The 15237-nt window shown below is 33.0% G+C and carries 16 protein-coding genes and 1 pseudogene; 9 read left to right on the forward strand and 8 right to left on the reverse strand.

All coding sequences use genetic code 11. The features are described 5' to 3' along the window. Positions 1 to 13: 13 nt before the first annotated feature. Positions 14 to 298 carry a TIGR03643 family protein gene (locus G508_RS0109620; protein ID WP_026705115.1) on the reverse strand — a complete coding sequence of 95 codons (285 nt, stop codon included), beginning with the start codon at positions 296 to 298 and terminating at the stop codon, positions 14 to 16. A gap of 155 nt (positions 299 to 453) precedes the next feature. On the opposite strand from G508_RS0109620, the gene aroB reads away from it, so the two are divergent. The 6 genes from aroB to G508_RS0109650 all read left to right on the forward strand — a co-directional run bounded on the left by aroB (position 454) and on the right by G508_RS0109650 (position 5252). Then, entirely contained in the window at positions 454 to 1521 is a 1068-nt protein-coding gene (aroB, locus tag G508_RS0109625) for a 3-dehydroquinate synthase (protein ID WP_026705116.1), read from the forward strand. Positions 1522 to 1578: 57 nt separating this feature from the next. Further along, positions 1579 to 1758, forward strand: coding sequence for a hypothetical protein (locus G508_RS0109630; protein WP_026705117.1), 180 nt, complete (start codon positions 1579 to 1581; stop codon positions 1756 to 1758). A 56-nt stretch (positions 1759 to 1814) separates the two neighbouring features. After that, positions 1815 to 3221 (forward strand): type III PLP-dependent enzyme domain-containing protein, encoded by a 1407-nt coding sequence (locus G508_RS0109635; RefSeq protein WP_026705118.1) that lies wholly within the window; start codon positions 1815 to 1817, stop codon positions 3219 to 3221. Positions 3222 to 3309: 88 nt separating this feature from the next. Further along, complete coding sequence (locus G508_RS0109640) at positions 3310 to 4284, forward strand: deoxyhypusine synthase family protein (RefSeq protein ID WP_026705119.1); 975 nt, start codon at positions 3310 to 3312, stop codon at positions 4282 to 4284. A gap of 7 nt (positions 4285 to 4291) precedes the next feature. Next, positions 4292 to 4699 (forward strand): hypothetical protein, encoded by a 408-nt coding sequence (locus G508_RS0109645; protein ID WP_026705120.1) that lies wholly within the window; start codon positions 4292 to 4294, stop codon positions 4697 to 4699. A gap of 76 nt (positions 4700 to 4775) precedes the next feature. Continuing rightward, positions 4776 to 5252, forward strand: coding sequence for a DNA-deoxyinosine glycosylase (locus tag G508_RS0109650; RefSeq protein ID WP_026705121.1), 477 nt, complete (start codon positions 4776 to 4778; stop codon positions 5250 to 5252). On the opposite strand, the gene G508_RS0109655 is transcribed toward G508_RS0109650, so the two are convergent. The 4 genes from G508_RS0109655 to G508_RS0109670 all read right to left on the reverse strand — a co-directional run bounded on the left by G508_RS0109655 (position 5253) and on the right by G508_RS0109670 (position 10165). Then, positions 5253 to 5771 carry a DinB family protein gene (locus G508_RS0109655; RefSeq protein ID WP_026705122.1) on the reverse strand — a complete coding sequence of 173 codons (519 nt, stop codon included), beginning with the start codon at positions 5769 to 5771 and terminating at the stop codon, positions 5253 to 5255. It abuts the gene before it with no gap. A gap of 12 nt (positions 5772 to 5783) precedes the next feature. Continuing rightward, complete coding sequence (locus tag G508_RS0109660) at positions 5784 to 8366, reverse strand: phosphoenolpyruvate carboxylase (RefSeq protein WP_026705123.1); 2583 nt, start codon at positions 8364 to 8366, stop codon at positions 5784 to 5786. Positions 8367 to 8446: 80 nt separating this feature from the next. Continuing rightward, a complete protein-coding gene (locus tag G508_RS0109665; RefSeq protein ID WP_026705124.1) occupies positions 8447 to 8926 on the reverse strand; it encodes an Lrp/AsnC family transcriptional regulator in 480 nt (159 codons plus the stop codon). Positions 8927 to 9010: 84 nt separating this feature from the next. Further along, positions 9011 to 10165, reverse strand: a complete 1155-nt coding sequence (locus G508_RS0109670) for a M14 family metallopeptidase (RefSeq protein ID WP_026705125.1) — start codon at positions 10163 to 10165, stop codon at positions 9011 to 9013. A 314-nt stretch (positions 10166 to 10479) separates the two neighbouring features. Here G508_RS0109670 and G508_RS0109675 point away from each other — a divergent pair, with 314 nt between their 5' ends. Beyond that, positions 10480 to 10929 carry a helix-turn-helix domain-containing protein gene (locus G508_RS0109675; RefSeq protein ID WP_026705126.1) on the forward strand — a complete coding sequence of 150 codons (450 nt, stop codon included), beginning with the start codon at positions 10480 to 10482 and terminating at the stop codon, positions 10927 to 10929. A gap of 133 nt (positions 10930 to 11062) precedes the next feature. Here G508_RS0109675 and G508_RS18815 read toward each other — a convergent pair. Continuing rightward, positions 11063 to 11609 (reverse strand): annotated as a pseudogene (locus G508_RS18815) (1-acyl-sn-glycerol-3-phosphate acyltransferase). A gap of 60 nt (positions 11610 to 11669) precedes the next feature. Here G508_RS18815 and G508_RS0109685 point away from each other — a divergent pair. Continuing rightward, the gene (locus G508_RS0109685) at positions 11670 to 12344 is read left to right on the forward strand and encodes a spermidine synthase (RefSeq protein ID WP_026705127.1); all 675 of its coding nucleotides are present in this window, start codon (positions 11670 to 11672) and stop codon (positions 12342 to 12344) included. Between the two features lie 44 nt (positions 12345 to 12388). Here G508_RS0109685 and mnmA read toward each other — a convergent pair whose 3' ends face one another. After that, complete coding sequence (mnmA, locus tag G508_RS0109690) at positions 12389 to 13576, reverse strand: tRNA 2-thiouridine(34) synthase MnmA (RefSeq protein ID WP_026705128.1); 1188 nt, start codon at positions 13574 to 13576, stop codon at positions 12389 to 12391. 107 nt (positions 13577 to 13683) lie between these two features. Further along, on the reverse strand, positions 13684 to 14403 hold the full coding sequence (locus tag G508_RS0109695) for a toxin-antitoxin system YwqK family antitoxin (protein WP_035694507.1): 720 nt from the start codon (positions 14401 to 14403) through the stop codon (positions 13684 to 13686). 170 nt (positions 14404 to 14573) lie between these two features. On the opposite strand from G508_RS0109695, the gene G508_RS0109700 reads away from it, so the two are divergent. Beyond that, positions 14574 to 15032, forward strand: coding sequence for a hypothetical protein (locus G508_RS0109700; protein WP_026705130.1), 459 nt, complete (start codon positions 14574 to 14576; stop codon positions 15030 to 15032). The last annotated feature ends 205 nt before the right edge of the window (positions 15033 to 15237 follow it).

Below are 15237 nucleotides of genomic sequence, written 5' to 3' on the forward strand. Positions count from 1 at the left end.
TTTTTTTTTAGCTTTAGTTACGCTTTGAAATTTTATTATTCGAAATAGCCCGTTGTCTGTTGCATTTGAATCTGTCGATTTCTTGAACACGTTTTCCAGCATGTTTTGTACTGCAATTTTCAACTCTTTCCCGCCACAACTTATAACTGCTAAACTTCAATTCTTTTTTCATCAATACCTTTACATCGGCTTCAGCCAAACCAAATTGGAACTTTATGGCTTCAAATGGCGTTCTGTCTTCCCAAGCCATTTCGATGATTCTATCAATTTGAATCGCTGTTAATTGCTCTTTGTACATAAATAAATATTTTTGTTTAACTTTCTACAATTATAATTAAACAAAATTACAGCTTTTTTTTGAAGAAGATCTTTAATTTGACACAAAAAACATCTGGAGATACTTTAATGATGCAAAATAATATGTCTATTTTTGTTCAAAATTTAAAAAGACCTATGCAATCAATCCAAGCCGACGGATATTCTATTCATTTTAACGAGAAAGGATATGAAATTATCAATCAAATTGTGGTTGAAAAAAAATATTCTTCGATTTTTATTGTGGTAGATGAAAACACAAATGAATTTTGTTTGTCTAAATTTCTACCTAATTTGGCAGTTGAAATTCCGATAGAAATCATCGAAATAGAAGCTGGCGAAGAAATAAAAAACATCATGACTTGTGTCCAACTTTGGTCGATTTTATCAGAACTTGGAGCCGATAGAAAAAGTCTGGTTCTAAATCTGGGCGGTGGTGTAATTACCGATATGGGCGGTTTTGTAGCAGCAACTTTCAAGCGAGGAATTGATTTTATCAATATACCTACCACTTTATTAGGAATGGTTGATGCTTCAATTGGAGGAAAAAATGGTGTAGATTTGGATCATTTGAAAAATCAAATTGGCACGATCACAATTCCGCAAATGGTATTGATTGATACTTCTTTTTTAGAAACGCTTCGGCAGAATGAAATGCGATCGGGTCTAGCCGAAATGCTTAAACACGGACTCATTTACGACAAAAAATATTGGGAAAAATTTCTTGATTTAAGCCAAATCGATTTCGCCGATTTTGATACCTTAATATACGACTCGATCTTTATCAAAAATGAAATCGTAAAACAAGATCCGAGAGAAAACGGAATCAGGAAAGCACTGAATTTCGGACACACTTTAGGTCATGCAATCGAAAGTTATTTTTTGGAAAACAAAAACAAGAAAAAATTGCTTCATGGCGAAGCGATTGCCATTGGGATGATTTTGGAAAGCTACATTTCATGGAAAAAAGGTTTTTTGGCTGCAGATGAATATCTTCAAATTAAAACTACCCTAAAAAGTATTTATGAAGAAGTTCTTTTTGATGAAAATGACTTGATTCCGATACAAGAATTGCTTGTTCACGACAAGAAAAATGAGTACGGAAACATTCAATTTGCGTTAATTGAAGGTATCGGAAACATCAAAATAAATCAAACAGTTGAAAATAAACTGATTAACGAAGCTTTCGAAGATTATAAATCTTAATATTTTTTTAATTAAAAGCGTTGCATTTCGCCTAAATATTTTTTTACATTTGCCGTAATGAACAAGACTTCAAATACAGGAAATTATTCTTTCGAAAGCAATGAAAACAATAAATCATTTATACGATTATTGAAGCAGTTTTTTGCGGGAAATGGATTAACAAATTCTGATTCTTGTTCGGATTCCAATAACTATCACGAAAAATTGCCTATCATTTATGCAAATATTAGGGTTTGAATGGTGAGATTAAATAATTTTTACACTAATTTTAATCTTAAAACCTTGACAAATAAATGAATACTAAATATTTCGACTTAATAAACCAGACTTTTTACTTTCCTCAAGAAGAATTTACCTTAAACAAAGATACACTTCAGTTTCACAATATCGATTTGATGAAATTGGTAGAACAATACGGAACTCCGTTGAAGTTTACCTATTTGCCACAAATTTCCAACAACATCAACAAGGCCAAAAATTGGTTTCGTAAAGCGATGGAAAAAAACAAATATGAAGGTAAATATTTTTATTGCTATTGCACAAAAAGCTCTCATTTTGAATTCATTATGAATGAAGCTTTCAAGAACAATATCCATATTGAAACTTCTTCGGCTTTTGACATTAACATTGTTGAAAACCTATTGGAAAACGGAAAAATCAACAAAAGCACTTATGTAATTTGTAACGGTTTTAAAAGAGATCAATATATTACAAACATTGCACGTTTGATTAATAACGGACATAAAAACACAATTCCAATCATCGATAATTACGAAGAATTGGATTTGCTTCAAGCAGAAATTCCTGGAAAGATGAAAATCGGAATCAGGATTGCTGCCGAAGAAGAGCCTAAATTCGAGTTCTATACCTCTCGTTTAGGAATTGGATATAAAAACATTGTTAGCTTTTATAAAAAACAAATTCAAGAAAATCCAAATCTTGAATTGAAGATGTTGCACTTTTTTATCAATACAGGAATCAACGATACTTCCTATTATTGGAATGAATTAGTGAAATGTATCAAAGTATATATCGCTTTGAAAAAAGAATGCCCAACATTGGATGGATTGAATATCGGTGGTGGTTTCCCAATCAAAAATTCATTGGCTTTTGAATTCGACTATCAATATATGATCGACGAAATCATCAACCAGATCAAGATTGCTTGTGAAGAGGCAGAAGTTGATGTTCCAAACATTTTTACTGAATTTGGTTCGTTTACGGTTGGTGAAAGTGGTGGAGCAATCTATCAGGTTTTATACCAAAAACAACAAAATGATCGTGAAAAATGGAACATGATTGATTCGTCTTTCATCACAACTTTACCGGATACTTGGGCCATCAATAAACGTTTTATCATGTTGGCTGTGAACCGTTGGAACGATCAATATGAAAGGGTTTTATTAGGAGGAATGACTTGTGACAGTGATGATTATTACAACTCTGAACAAAATATGAATGCCATTTACCTACCAAAATACAACAAGGAAAAACCTTTATATATTGGATTTTTTAACACTGGAGCCTATCAGGAAACCATTGGAGGTTATGGAGGATTGCACCACTGCTTGATTCCGCAACCAAAACATATTTTGATTGACAGAGATGAAAATGGGATTTTAGCTACAGAAGTTTTCTCAGAACAACAAACATCAGAAGATGTCTTGAAAATATTAGGATACAGTAAAAAAGAATCTTAGAATTAAATAAACAAAAAACAGTTTGCTGTTTTAAAAAAATAGTTTTTCTTTGAACTCCAAACTACACAAACTAACAATATTAAATAAAATGAGCAAAGGTCCAATAAGTCAGTTTATTGAGAAGAATTACCTTCATTTCAATGCAGCAGCTTTAGTAGATGCGGCAAAAGGATATGAACAACATCTTCTGGAAAACGGAAAAATGATGATTACCCTTGGAGGTGCAATGAGTACTGCCGAACTAGGAAAATCGTTGGCAGAAATGATTCGTCAAGATAAAGTACATATTATTTCTTGTACAGGTGCAAATCTAGAAGAGGATATTATGAATTTAGTAGCTCACAATTCATACAAAAGAATTCCTAATTACAGAGATTTAACACCTCAAGAAGAACGTGATTTATTAGACAATCACTTTAACAGAGTTACCGATACCTGTATTCCCGAAGAAGAAGCTTTTAGAAGATTACAACAACATTTATATGATATTTGGTATAATGCCGATTCTAAAGAAGAGCGTTATTTCCCGCATGAATTTATGTATCAAATGATAAATTCAGGTGTTTTAAAACAATATTATGAAATTGATCCTAAGGATTCTTGGATGGTTGCAGCAGCAGAAAAAAACCTTCCAATAGTGGTTCCGGGTTGGGAAGATAGCACAATGGGAAATATTTTTGCTTCTTATTGTATCAAAGGTGAATTTAAACCTACGACAATGAAAAGTGGTATTGAATACATGATGTGGCTATCAGACTGGTATCCAAAGAATTCTAGCGGAAAAGGAGTTGGTTTTTTCCAAATTGGTGGCGGAATTGCAGGAGATTTTCCAATTTGTGTAGTGCCAATGTTATATCAAGATATGGAAATGCACGATATTCCTTTCTGGAGTTATTTTTGCCAAATTTCAGATTCGACAACAAGTTACGGATCATATTCTGGAGCCGTTCCTAATGAAAAAATTACTTGGGGAAAATTAGATATTGACACCCCAAAGTTTATTATAGAATCGGATGCAACGATTGTAGCCCCGTTAATTTTTGCTTATTTGTTAGATTTATAATAGTTTTATGAAAAGAATTATAGTTGATTACTCCAAACTCACTAATGAGATTTTAAACCTACTAGTGGAGAAATTTCCTGATGGTTATGATGATTCAGATATCATCCGTTTTAAAAATCACAAGGACGAGACTATTGAAGCAGTAGAAGTTCGAACAGAAGATACCATTTATTTGGTAAAAATCAGTACGAAATTATCAGACAGAATGGTTAATTTTGATGATGATGAAGATGTTATCGTTCCGCTTGAAGCCATCAAAGGCATTGATTTAGGTGATGAAGACGATGATGCTCCTTCAGATGACGATGATGATATTGATGATAATCTGGACAAGCCAGAAACTGATGATGAAGATGACGATGAAGACAGAAACGACATTGCTGACGACGAAGATGATGAAGATGATGAGGATTAATTCTTGTCGTTAAAAATATAATAAAGGAACTCTAAATGGGTTCCTTTTTTAGTAAATTTAGGTTTAAAACTCCAAAATGATAAGTTCCTTTCCTCCTATTATTGACAAAAATGCCGAAACCTTAATTCTAGGAACAATGCCTGGAGTAACTTCACTTGTGAAACAGGAATACTATGGCTATGCTCAAAATGCTTTTTGGAAAATAATGTTTTCAATATTTGATAAACTTCCTGTTCCTGAAGCTTTTCCACAAAAAGCAAATCTTCTGATAAAAAATAAAATTGCTTTATGGGATGTTTTGCAACATTGCGAAAGAAAAGGAAGTCTGGACATTCACATCAAGAATCATATCGAAAATGACTTCGATTCTTTATTTTCAGAATATCCAAAAATCAAAAGAATTCTTTTCAACGGAAAGGAAAGCCACAAATATTTTATGAAGAAATTCGGACAAATTGAAGGCATAACCTATCATGTCATGCCTTCAACGAGTCCTGCAAATACTGTTGCTTTTGAGAAGAAATTGCAACTTTGGTCGGAGGTTTTAAAATAACTACAAATATCTTTCCTGAAAAACCTGCTGATGATGGTTCTGATGACCTATAATAACGAAGCCTAAGGCACGAACCGACATATTATTATTGGAAGCTATTCCGCTTCTCAACAATTGTTCATCATCAAAATTCTTAAAAAGCGATAATGTTGATTGCCTTACAACTGATAATTCTGTCAATAAATCCATGATACTTCGATTTGCTCCATTAGCTATAGCTGCAAAATCATCTTCATTGAAGCCCGGCAATTCCGTTTTATCATTTCTAGCGAATCGCAAAGCCCTGTAAGCAAAAATTCGTTCGGAATCGATCAGGTGTTGCAAAATGTCTTTAATTGTCCATTTTCCTTCAGCATAACGATAATCATATTTATCCATTGGGATATTTTGAACAAACTTAATCAATCGGTGAACCGAAATTTCAAGCTCCTCGATTAACGTATATTCATCGGTTACTTTATTGATATAATTTGCATAAAATGATGCATATTCATTTGACGAAAGTTGTGTGATTTTCATTCGATAAAAAATTTATGCTGAGTTTCTACTAGCGTTTGTGTTTCCAAAAAGAGAACGTATGACAATTTTTTCATACACAGTAATTAGTTGTTGATTGGGATGCTCTTCTTTATTCAAATCCTTTATTTTTAGCAAAGCATATTGTTGTATTACCAAGAGCGGCAATACGATATGTTCTCTCATTGAAATTGATGCTTTACCATCAGGATAATTTTCCATCAACTCTTTATGCCCTGCAATTTTCAATAAAAGACGTTTCGTTTCATTAAATTCTTCTGAGATGATTTGCCAGAATTCTCCAAATTCAGCATCGTCTTTCATATAAGCCGTCAAGGGCAAAAAGGATTTTGCCAATGACATCATACTGTTTTCCAAAAGCGTCTTGAAGAACAATGAATGATCATACAAACTTTTTATTTTATCCCATTGATTGGTTTCTTCAAAATGTTTCAAAGCCGAACCAACCCCAAAAAATCCAGGAACATTCTGCTTCAATTGACTCCACGAACCCACAAATGGAATCGCTCTCAAAGCCGAAAAATCAAGCTTTTCAGATTTGTTTCTTTTCGCAGGACGGCTTCCAATATTGGCTTTTGCATAATACTTCAATGTACTCATTTGCTCCAAATAAGGGATAAACTTGGGATGATTTTTAAAATCCATGTATTTTTTATACCCTATTTCAGATAATTCATCCATGATTTGAATTTCAGTTTCCGAAAGCTTATTCTTGTTTCTATCAAATAACTGATTGGCAACTCCAGCGGTTAAAAGGTTTTCCAGATTGAATCGGCACGAATCCATTGTACCGAAATTAGAACTTATCGTTTGCCCTTGTATCGTAACTTGAATTTCATTGTTTTCAATTTCCGGACCAAGTGAAGCATAAAACTTATGTGTTTTTCCTCCTCCACGAGCCGGAGGACCACCTCTACCGTCAAAGAAAACGACTTTTACGCCATATTTTCGTGAAATAGCACTTATGGTTTGTTTTGCCTTATATATACTCCAATTTGCCATTAAATAGCCTCCGTCTTTGGTTCCGTCCGAAAAACCAAGCATCACGGTTTGTTTGTTTCCTCGGTTTTTTAAATGCTCTGCATAATTTGGATCCAGATACAACTGCTCCATGATTTTATAAGCATTCTTTAAATCATCAATTACTTCAAAGAGCGGAACAATATCAACCGATGGATTTTCCCAGCCAGACAACTTGAAAAACGATAGCGTTTCAATTACATGCAAGGCACTCTCATTATTACTAATGATGTATCGGTTTGATCCGAATTCTCCATTTCTTTCCTGAATCGTTTTAAGGGCCTGAATAGAACTTAAAGTAGACTGCGTTTCCCCTTCAAAATCATCTGGATTCAAATTGGCTTTTATTAAACCTAAGGCTTTTATTTTTTCTTCTTCCGGAAGATTCGAATAATTTTGAGGAAATATCGGAGTCTTGTTTTCGGAATCTTGCTTCACGATATCAGCAAAAACAGCATCATGGATTTTACTGTTTTGACGAATATCCAAAGTTGCAAAATAGAAGCCAAACAGATTCACTTTATTTATCAAAGCTTCAAGATTATCCAAATAAAGCGACTGATGTTCGTTTATAATAATCGTTTTAATAGCTTCTAATTTAGACTTGAACTCATCTAAAGTGATAAAAATTTCACCAGTAGAATAAAAAACAGAACGATAAAGCTTCGCTTCAATTTCTGTTATCAAACTATCTACATTATAAAAAGTTAGCTTTCTTTTTAAATCTCTAATATCATTGTAATAACACTTCAAAATAGAAGTCCTCAACCGATCCGCAACCTTCAAAGTAATTTCATTTGTAACAAACGGATTTCCATCACGGTCTCCACCTGGCCAAAACCCAAAATTGATGATGGGATTGCTAACTTCTTCTCCTTTGAAAATATTATTCTGAAGGTAATGAACCATTTCGCCTGCCGTTTGATAGAACACATTTTCAAGGTACCAGATCAAACTTACAGCCTCATCAAAAGGTGTTGGCTTTTCTTTCTTGATAAATGGCGTTTTACCGAGTTGCGACAACAGTTGCTTGATTTTTATGAGATCATTTTCACGAATTGCATCGGTTAAATCAGTAATAATACCTAAAACGGAACCAGGATAGAACTGTGTTGGATGAGCCGTCAATACAGTTCTCACGCTAAAATCCTGCAAAAGCGACTTTAATTCGCTTAAAACATCCTCAGAATCAGCTCTTTCTTTTATGTACCGCAACGAACCTTTGCCTTCCAAGTTATTTACTACCGGAAAAGCCGCATCTTCAATAGCATCAAAAAGCACCACTTGGCGTTCGACATATTGGATAAAGCGAAACATCAAACTTATTTTATTTCCTTCCGTTTGATCATCGAGATATTTTTCTGAAAAATGCTCAAAAATCTGATTTGGATTCCAGCCTTTTTTAAAGCCCGTTTCGCAAACGTCTGCAAATAAAGGCAATAAAACTCCTGTATTATCAATTGCATCAAATGGCAAAGTAATAAAAACACTGTTGTATATATGATATTTCGAGAGCACGTTTTGATTGAAACGTTCAATTTTTGGGGGTGTATACATCATTTTTTAATTTGGCTTTAAATTAATAAAAAAACCCCAAGCTTTCACTTGAGGTCCTAAATATTTACGATAACGATTGCTTACATGTTTTTGAAGATCGTATGCATCAAACGCTTTTTATCGTTGATACTTTCTTCAAGCGAAATCATAGTTTCAGTTCTGTATACGCCTTCAATGTCGTCGATCATGAAGATTACATCTTTAGCATGCTTCGTATCTTTCGCTCTAATTTTACAGAAAATATTGAATTTTCCTGTCGTTACGTGTGCAACTGTTACAAACGGAATATCATTAATTCGCTCTAAAACAAATTTAGTTTGTGAAGTGTTATTAAGGAAAACCCCAACATAAGCTATAAAAGAATAACCTAGTTTTTCATAATCAAGCGTTAATGAAGACCCCATTATAATACCAGCATCTTCCATTTTCTTAACTCTCACATGAACCGTTCCAGCAGAAATTAATAATTTTTTTGCTATATCTGTAAACGGAACTCTTGTGTTGTCAATCAACATATCCAAAATTTGGTGATCTACCTCATCTAAACGAAACTTGCTCATAGTCTTAATTTTTATTTTGTTTTGCTTTTTTTAATTTTTACAAGCCAAAGAGATTAAATATTTTTCAATAAAAAGCACGTTTGATTATAATTTTACCAAACCATTAACAATTTCAACGTTTTTACCTAGATAAAAGTCGGCTTTTTGATTCAAATTCGGAATATTTTTATTTGAATCTGAATACATTTGTTCTTTTGCATCATACTCGAAATGTCCGAAATTATCCTCTAAATCGCCTATTTTAACAACAAAAGCGTTAAAAAAGATTTTATTATCAATTAATTCTTCCTTGTATTGAGCAGCAAAATTCGTGATAATTTCTGAACTATCATAATTTATTCTGACATTTCTATAAACAAAATCAAAAAAATTAGGATTATTTTGAGGAATATTTATATAATCTATAATTTCATTATCAACTATAACGTTTTCGTAAATCGCAATGAATCCTGATAATAATGCAAAAAATATAAATTTTCGAGTTTCTTCCCTTTCATAGTCCCCTTGAAAATGTCCAGCCTCAAACAAAATTGTTGGTGTTCCAAGGCTTTGAAAAGTGTCCCCTATACAATTGATATTAAAGCTGTCATCAAACCTACCTACCTGACCTGGAATATATTGCTGAAGAACTTCGTTCATTCTAACAATTATATTTATAGCCTTGATTCTGTCTTCATTTATAGCTCGTTCTTCATTATAAGAAGGAGACAAAAAGGAAACTGTTGCCGGTTTTCCAGTATCTGAAACTCCAAAAATTGTTCTTTGATCGTGAAGATTATAGCAAAAATCAGGTTTGAATTCTTCATATATCTTTCGAAGAATATTGCTTTCTGGTTGGGTTAAATTTTGAGAATCTCTATTCAAATCGACCTTATTGGCATTTTCACGTGTATATAATTTCGCTCCATCCGGATTTAGCATCGGAATAGAATAGAATGTAAAAAATTCCAATAACTGATTTGCTGTTTCTGATTTACTATTTAAAAAATTCAAAAAATCAATCAAAGCCTTTGTAGTCGTACTTTCATTTCCATGCATTTGTGACCACAGCAAAATTTTTGTTTTCCCATTTCCAATTTGATACGAATAAATAGGTTGTTCCAAAACCGATTTTCCAATTAGCTGAAGCTGATTATTGGTATTTAATTTTTGCAATAATGGTTCGATATGTTCCAAAGTAATATACCGACCTTTAATTTTATCTTGTTTATTTTGACTAAATATTTTTTCGTAATCCATGTGTCGTTTTTTGCTGTTACAAAAGTAAACATCTTTGCATTTACAACTGTAACCGTAGTGTTTTTATTTAAAATTCAATTTTGTAAACACTCCTGTTCATTAATTATCTAGTAGAAACTCAATAAAGATTCTAAAATAAATAAATTTTAAATTTTTATAATTAAAATATTATTATTCAGTATTTTAAAGTATTTTATATGAAGTAAAAATTTATTGTTTTCGAACCTATTCTGATCTATTTACAATTGTAAAATTGATTTAGTAAAGATTAATATTTACATTTGTAACAACATTATCAAAACTTGTATTTTACAATGGTAAACACAGACGATTTCATCAAAAGGCTCGAAATTCTAATGGAACATTTTGGCATGAATGCTTCTTCATTTGCCGATAAGATTGGGGTACAACGTTCCAGTATTTCACATTTGCTTTCAGGAAGAAATAAACCGAGTTTGGATTTTGTTTTGAAAATAATGGACATTTTTCCAGAGGTAAATCTCTATTGGATTTTGAATGGAAAAGGGAACTTGGTAAAAAGTGAAACTGATTTTTCAGAAAAAAATAAAGCCAAAAACGAAAACCTCCACACTCCTATCTTATCCCAAGATCTTTCTTCGGAAAAAAATAATAGATCAGAATCGGAAGCCATAATTTCGAAAAATAAACCTGATCATTTTCAAATTTCAAAAACCGATTCGGAAATTTTCAAGATTGTTGTTTTTTATAAAGACGGAACTTTTAAAGATTTTGATCCTTCCTAGAAATATGAAAGCCTCTATCCAAATTTGAATTGAGGCTTTCAAAACCAAATAAAACAAAACACAAAAATTTATTTTTAGCAATTTTTCCCTGCGATACAATTACTTACGATAAATCTTTTCTTTTGGTTTTGTCTCAAAAACTATTTTCTGGAACTTTTCCAATAACACCTTTAAAATTGTTTTCTAAAATATCGAAATCGGATTCTATATTTCCTGTTGGATAAATAAGGTTCATTCAAAACGACCTGCTTCTTGCCATAATCAAAAGCTATTGGAATAATGGGTACTTTTGCCTTCAAAGCGATATAATAGAATCCGGTTTTCCATTCGGTTACTTTTTTACGGGTTCCTTCGGGAGCGATAGCGAGACGAAAAACAGCTCTTGAATTAAATATCGAAGCGATACCATCTACAATATTCTTTCCACCTGAACGATCCAGCGGAGCTCCTCCCATCCATCGAAAATAGGCTCCAAAGGGAAACACAAAAAGCTCTTTTTTGGCTACATAATTCATTTCCAAGTCGATAATCCCTCTAGCAAACAAACCAATGTAGAAATCATGCCAACTGGTGTGAGGTACAACAATCATTATACTTTTCTTAATACTGGAATCCATTTTGCCAATGATTTTCCATCCCATCAGTTTGAAAAATATCCATTCATAAATTTTTCGCTTCATTTCATAAAACATTTATGTAAAAATAATATTATTCGTTTATTTTTGGTAAAAAATCGCTAAATGCTCAAAAGAATCTTCAGCTATATCCTTCCTATAAATATTCTCAAAAAAAAATCTGCCTTTAGCAAATCATTAGAAGTTACCTGGGCAAATGGCGAGCTCGTTTTGGATTCGGCCAACACCAACTATTCCTATGGGAGTTTGCAACGAATTCTCAGAAAAGGACTCCAGATTATCGGTTTCAGTAAAATCGTCGAAATGGAACACATTCTCGTGCTTGGTGTGGCTGGTGGAAGCGTTATCAAGACGCTGGCTAATGAAATTAAGTTTGAGGGTAAGATTACAGGTGTCGAGATCGATTCTTCGGTTATAGCTCTTGCAAATGAATATTTTCAGCTGAACGAAATTCAGAATTTAAAAATTGTGATTGATGATGCTTTCGAATTTGTCCTTAAAACCAAAGAAAGATATGATTTGATTATCATCGATATTTTCCAAGACACGATGATGCCAAATTTCTTGTTTGAAGAATTTTTCATCAACAGAATTGGATTTCTTCTGAAAGAAAAGGGTTTCATCCTATTCAATACAATGTGTTTGAAGGAAAGCGATAACATTCGGAATGAGAAGTATGTATCCGCTTTTAATAAAAAGGAATTTGTAGTTCGAAAAATCCCAAGAGTCGAACAACACAATGAATTGATTATTGTAGAAAAAACAAAAAATCCGAATTAGCATTTTAGCAAACTCGGATTTTTTTTATTCTTTATAATTTTGATTTAAGAAATAACGCCTGAACCAATTAATTCGTCACCAATGTGCCAAGAAACAAATTGACCTTCGGTAATGGCAGATTGTGGTTCTTCAAAAGCCACATACATTCCGTTATCAAATTGATGCAATGTTGCTTTTTGCAAAGGTTGACGGTAACGAATTCTCGCCATCACTTCCATTTTTTCTCCTGCCTTTAGCTCTAAATCCTGACGAATCCAATGCACTTCTGATTGCTCTACAAACAATGCTTTCTTAAACAATCCAGGATGTTCGCTTCCCAATCCTGTGTAAACCGTATTCGTTTCTACATCTGTAGCGATTATAAAAAGTGGTTCGGTTGTTCCGCCTACTCCAAGTCCTTTTCGTTGACCATTTGTAAAATAATGAGCTCCTTGATGCTTTCCAACAACTTTTCCCATACTTGGAGTGTAAGGCAAACTTTGAGCTTCAAACTCTAAAACTGCTTGTTCCGAAACATTTTCGGGTTTATCTTGTTTGTAAATCGTGTCATTTTTATCAATCTGAACTATCACACCTTCTTTTGGTTGCAGTTTTTGCTGTAAAAATTCCGGCAAACGTACTTTCCCTATAAAGCATAAACCTTGGGAATCTCTTTTTTCGGCAGTTATCAGTTCCATTTCCGATGCTATCTTTCTAACTTCTGGCTTGGTCAATTCCCCAATAGGAAATAACGCTTTCGACAATTGTTCTTGTGATAATTGACATAAAAAATACGATTGATCCTTGTTACCATCTACACCTGCTAAAAGTTGGTAAACAGGCTTTCCATCAACTTCGATTTCGCCTTTTCGACAATAATGTCCGGTTGCGACAAAATCAGCTCCAAGATCCAAGGCAATTTTCATGAAAACATCAAACTTTATTTCTCGGTTGCACAAGACATCCGGATTTGGTGTTCTACCTTTTTCATATTCGTTGAACATGTAGTCAACGATTTTCTCTTTGTATTGTTCACTTAAATCAACCGTTTGAAACGGAATTCCAAGTTTTTCCGCAACTAAAAGTGCATCGTTACTGTCTTCAAGCCAAGGGCACTCGGTAGAAATGGTAACCGAATCATCGTGCCAGTTCTTCATAAAAAGACCAATCACTTCATAACCCTGCTGCTGCAACAGATAGGCTGCAACACTCGAATCTACACCACCAGAAAGTCCTACGACAACACGTTTCATCTTAAAATACTTTTAGAGTGCAAAAGTAATACTAAATATTTGTTTTGAAAGTTAAGGCGATTGTAATTATTTATATGCCAATAGTCGGCCTAAAAAAAATCCCAAAACTATTGTTTTGGGACGTCTGTTCTTTTCTCGAATTTTATTTTCTTCGGATATTTTTCTTCTTTTTTTAATTTCCCATTTACGAAAAATTTCCAAGTTCCATGTTTTGCCCCATTTTTAAAATTTCCTTGCGAAGCAACACTTCCATTTGGATCTCTAAAAATTGCCGGACCTTCATATACTCCATTTTTATAATTGGTTTCTTCAATTATGGTTCCATTTGTGGTATAAATTTTAGATAAACCATTTTTTTTGCCGTTTGCATATTGGGTTTCTTCAGCAATTTTTCCGTCGATAAAATATACTTTTCGCAAACCTGTCAATTCGCCTTTCACATATACTTCTTCGGTCATTAGCTGTTTAGATTCCTTATGGTAGTATTTCCAAACACCTTCATTTACTCGGTTTATTGTTTTCCCTTCAGATACAATATTATTTTTTCTGTCGTATACGATCGTGTAGGCAACTTTTCCTTTTTCACTAAATTCACGAGTAGCAATCACGGATTGAGCATTTGTATCATCAAAATACTTGAATATACCCACTTCTACTCCATGTTCAAAAGTTCCTTCATATCGGGGCCTTTTTGATTCCTCATGAACTCCTTTCCACAAACCGTGCTTTTTTCCGTTAGCATCCGTTTTATTAAATTCCGTTTGAGCCTTTATTTGCGACAGTGTTAGTAAAAAAACACACATCATAACTTGTTTTATGAACTTCATATCTATCCTTTTTTTGAACTGCAAATTTATACTTTAAATTAAACCTTTTAGAACTATTGATCATAAAACGAAGCTTTCGATTAAATCGTATGAGAATAAGGCATTTGTCGTATTTATTAACATATCTCCTTCTTCTACTTTTACATTATTAATTTAATCAAAAACAAATCATGAAAACAATTACAAAATTATTAAGTGTGCTTTTAATAGCAAGTTTTTCATTCTCTTGTAGCAGCGATAGCGAAGGAGATGAAACCGGTGGTGATCCTATCATTGGAAAATGGAAACAAATGAGTGCTACCGAAAACGGTGTTGCATTAACATTGGATTCTTGTGATTTACAAGAAGAAGCCGAGTTTAAAAACGATGGGGTTTTTCTATCGCTAGATTATGACCTTGTTAATGGTGAATGTATTCTAAATGATCCTAACGAACCTGGATTAACCATTGAAACAAAGTGGGTTAATGTGGCAACCAACTCTTATAAGGTTAATTTTTATATTAACGGACAAATTTCTCCTTATGCTTTAGAATTCACCACTGTATTTTCAAACAATAATAATACTGTAACCACTACTGCTACTGAAGAAGATGGCGATATCGTAGTATCTGTAATGAATAAAATATAATTTTACTTTACTTTACTTTAAACAAAAGCCAGCCAAAAGCTGGCTTTTGTTGTTTAATATAAATTTTTATTTAATAAACATTGATCGGTTATGTAAAAAGGCATGGATCATATAGATCATAGCACTTTTCAAGTTTCCCAAATTACAGAATAAGATGCAGAAAGGAATTTTAAAATTAAACAAATAATAATTTTTTGTTTAACTT

The organism is Flavobacterium soli DSM 19725, from assembly GCF_000422705.1.
Classification (GTDB): Bacteria; Bacteroidota; Bacteroidia; order Flavobacteriales; family Flavobacteriaceae; genus Flavobacterium; species Flavobacterium soli.

Bases quoted from the DNA above. Each gene is read 5' to 3' on its own strand.
- G508_RS0109635 (WP_026705118.1), top strand. From the start codon at position 1,815: ATGAATACTAAATATTTCGACTTAATAAACCAGACTTTTTACTTTCCT.
- mnmA (WP_026705128.1), bottom strand. From the start codon at position 13,576: ATGAAACGTGTTGTCGTAGGACTTTCTGGTGGTGTAGATTCGAGTGTT.
- G508_RS0109695 (WP_035694507.1), bottom strand. From the start codon at position 14,403: ATGAAGTTCATAAAACAAGTTATGATGTGTGTTTTTTTACTAACACTG.
- G508_RS0109655 (WP_026705122.1), bottom strand. From the start codon at position 5,771: ATGAAAATCACACAACTTTCGTCAAATGAATATGCATCATTTTATGCA.
- G508_RS0109675 (WP_026705126.1), top strand. From the start codon at position 10,480: ATGGTAAACACAGACGATTTCATCAAAAGGCTCGAAATTCTAATGGAA.
- aroB (WP_026705116.1), top strand. From the start codon at position 454: ATGCAATCAATCCAAGCCGACGGATATTCTATTCATTTTAACGAGAAA.
- G508_RS0109665 (WP_026705124.1), bottom strand. From the start codon at position 8,926: ATGAGCAAGTTTCGTTTAGATGAGGTAGATCACCAAATTTTGGATATG.
- G508_RS0109685 (WP_026705127.1), top strand. From the start codon at position 11,670: ATGCTCAAAAGAATCTTCAGCTATATCCTTCCTATAAATATTCTCAAA.
- G508_RS0109640 (WP_026705119.1), top strand. From the start codon at position 3,310: ATGAGCAAAGGTCCAATAAGTCAGTTTATTGAGAAGAATTACCTTCAT.
- G508_RS0109630 (WP_026705117.1), top strand. From the start codon at position 1,579: ATGAACAAGACTTCAAATACAGGAAATTATTCTTTCGAAAGCAATGAA.
- G508_RS0109700 (WP_026705130.1), top strand. From the start codon at position 14,574: ATGAAAACAATTACAAAATTATTAAGTGTGCTTTTAATAGCAAGTTTT.
- G508_RS0109645 (WP_026705120.1), top strand. From the start codon at position 4,292: ATGAAAAGAATTATAGTTGATTACTCCAAACTCACTAATGAGATTTTA.
- G508_RS0109620 (WP_026705115.1), bottom strand. From the start codon at position 298: ATGTACAAAGAGCAATTAACAGCGATTCAAATTGATAGAATCATCGAA.
- G508_RS0109660 (WP_026705123.1), bottom strand. From the start codon at position 8,366: ATGTATACACCCCCAAAAATTGAACGTTTCAATCAAAACGTGCTCTCG.
- G508_RS0109650 (WP_026705121.1), top strand. From the start codon at position 4,776: ATGATAAGTTCCTTTCCTCCTATTATTGACAAAAATGCCGAAACCTTA.
- G508_RS0109670 (WP_026705125.1), bottom strand. From the start codon at position 10,165: ATGGATTACGAAAAAATATTTAGTCAAAATAAACAAGATAAAATTAAA.